Source organism: Dietzia sp. CW19, from assembly GCF_014145265.1.
GTDB classification, from domain to species: domain Bacteria; phylum Actinomycetota; class Actinomycetes; order Mycobacteriales; family Mycobacteriaceae; genus Dietzia; species Dietzia natronolimnaea.
Window position 1 is genome coordinate 1 of sequence record NZ_JAALEE010000512.1, and the last position, 2210, is coordinate 2210.

Annotated in this window: 3 protein-coding genes and 1 pseudogene; 3 read left to right on the plus strand and 1 reads right to left on the minus strand. The window is 69.9% G+C overall.

The features are described from left to right. Together G6021_RS17545 and G6021_RS14620 are read left to right on the plus strand one after the other, a co-directional pair. Positions 1 to 177 (plus strand): annotated as a pseudogene (locus G6021_RS17545) (alpha/beta hydrolase); the annotation flags it as partial. A gap of 128 nt (positions 178 to 305) precedes the next feature. Then, positions 306 to 857 (plus strand): YceI family protein, encoded by a 552-nt coding sequence (locus G6021_RS14620; protein ID WP_182641594.1) that lies wholly within the window; start codon positions 306 to 308, stop codon positions 855 to 857. Between the two features lie 69 nt (positions 858 to 926). On the opposite strand, the gene G6021_RS14625 is transcribed toward G6021_RS14620, so the two are convergent. After that, positions 927 to 1523 (minus strand): hypothetical protein, encoded by a 597-nt coding sequence (locus tag G6021_RS14625; protein WP_069388996.1) that lies wholly within the window; start codon positions 1521 to 1523, stop codon positions 927 to 929. 230 nt (positions 1524 to 1753) lie between these two features. Here G6021_RS14625 and G6021_RS14630 point away from each other — a divergent pair. Beyond that, positions 1754 to 2210, plus strand: a 457-nt coding sequence (locus tag G6021_RS14630; RefSeq protein ID WP_182641595.1) for a hypothetical protein, incomplete at its 3' end; no start/stop codon positions are given.

The following is a 2210-nucleotide window of genomic DNA, read 5'->3' on the forward strand; positions in this document are numbered from 1 at the left end:
CAGATCGCCGACCTGGACCGGAGCGCGCCGCCGCACGCCGCGAGCACCGCGGCGTTCGCCGCCCGCGCCGAGGTGCGCCACTACCCGGGCGATCATTTCGACCTCTTCCCCGGCCGGCCGTGTCACGACCTCGCGGTCACCCACGCGCTGCACTTCCTGCGCCGTCACGTGGGGTGACCGTCCGATCCGAACTCATCCGAATTTCTCCGAACTTCTTGTTGACGCATCACCATTGAGGCGCTACTGTAGGTGACACAACAACCAATCGCTCCGGTGTCCAGCCGGGGACCACCGAAGGAGTCACCATGACCGCGACGCTCACCGACCTCACCGGCACCTGGAACATCGACCCCACCCACACCCGCCTCGGCTTCGTCACCCGCCACGCCATGGTCACCAAGGTCCGCGGCTCGTTCAACGACTTCACGGGCACCGTCACCGTGCCCGCCGAGGGCATCGAGGGCGCCACCGCCCAGGTCACCATCAACGCCTCCTCGATCGACACCCGCAACGCCGATCGCGACGGCCACCTCAAGTCCAACGACTTCTTCGACATGGAGACGTACCCGGAGATCACGTTCACCTCCACGAAGATCGCCGCCAACGGCTCGGGCGGCGTGGACGTGACCGGCGACCTCACCATCAAGGGCACCACCAAGTCCGTGACCATCCCGTTCGAGTACGAGGGCACCGCCACCGACCCGTTCGGCAACCAGCGCGCGGGCTTCGAGGGCACCACGGTCATCAACCGCAGCGACTTCGACCTCACCTGGAACGCCGCGCTCGAGACCGGCGGCGTGCTGGTCTCCGAGAAGGTCACCCTGGAGATCGAGGTCTCGGCGATCAAGAGCGCCTGACCGCTCGCCCGCCACGGCACAAGGGCCCGCCGCCGACCGGGCGCGCCGGGCGGGGCGGGGCCGGAAACCCTAGGAGACGACGGCGAGGACCGCGGTGTGCGAACCGTCCGCGTCCTGCCAGGTCGCGCTGAGCGTGCCCGGCGAGCCGATGAGCGGGCGGTCGGCCTCCGCGTCGTTCTCCTCGGACACGATCCGGATGACGTGCAGAACCGAGTCGGAGCCCTGGCGGATCCCGTCGCCCCCACCGCGGATGTTGACCGGTGACGGCGTGATCGAGCCGTCCTCGACCTGCAGATGGTCGGCTGCGGCGTCGCGGTGGCTGATCACCCGGCGGACCTCGGCGACGTAGACCGGATCCGCCGAGGCGTCATAGACCCAGCGACGGCCGAGCACCGAGTGCTCCATCTCGCCGACCAGCGCGTCACCGGAGTCGTCGAGCTCGGACCCGCGGTAGGTCACGGGCACGTGGAAGGTGCGGGCACCGTCGGTGAGGAGGAACGACTCCATCCCGACCTCGCCGGCGGGATCGACGAACCGGTAGGCGGTCACCTGCTCGAGGCCATCCGGGTCGCCGTCGAACCACTCCTGGTGGCGGACCCAGGCCCGGAGCAGGTCCAGCTTGCCCGGGTCGAGGACGGCGTCATAGATCTCGGCGGTTCCACTCATGCGCTAAGACTCCCCGAATTCGCCCGGTCCGGCAAACGCGAACCGGGGCTGACGGGTGCATGAAGAAGAATTCGCGGGAGCGCCGTTCCCGCTGCGTAAGCGGGCAGACCACCCGACCGCGCCGGCCACGCTGTGATGCGGATCATAGCCAGCCAGCGGGGGTGGCCGTTACTGTTACCGCCGTATCGCCGGGGAGATCCCCCGGATCCCGATGGAAAGGTGTGACCCCCATGAAGAAGACCATCGCCGTGATCGGTTCCGCTGCCGCCCTGTCCTTCGCCGGTGCCGGCCTCGCCGCCGCCGAGGAGGCCGACGACCCCACGCAGGGCGCCGACACCACCCAGACCGAGACCACCGAGGACGCACTTGACGACGCGCTCGACGAGGTCGAGACCCCCGCCGAGGTCTCCGATATCGCCGCGCAGCTGTGCGGCACCATCTCCGCCTACGACTTCCTCGGCTCCGCCGAGGGCGTGGTGCCCGGCCTGAGCGGCGAGGCGTGCGAGGCCAACGCCACCGCCGCCGTCGCGGCCGCGTTCTCCGGCGACATCTCCGGCGCCATCGACATCCTCCGCGGCATCGACGCCGAGATCCCGGGCGATGACGACGAGACCGCGGATGCCGGCTCGGCCGAGCTCCTCGGCTCGCTGGCCGGCGGTGACGCCGAGGGCGACGAGACCGCCGACG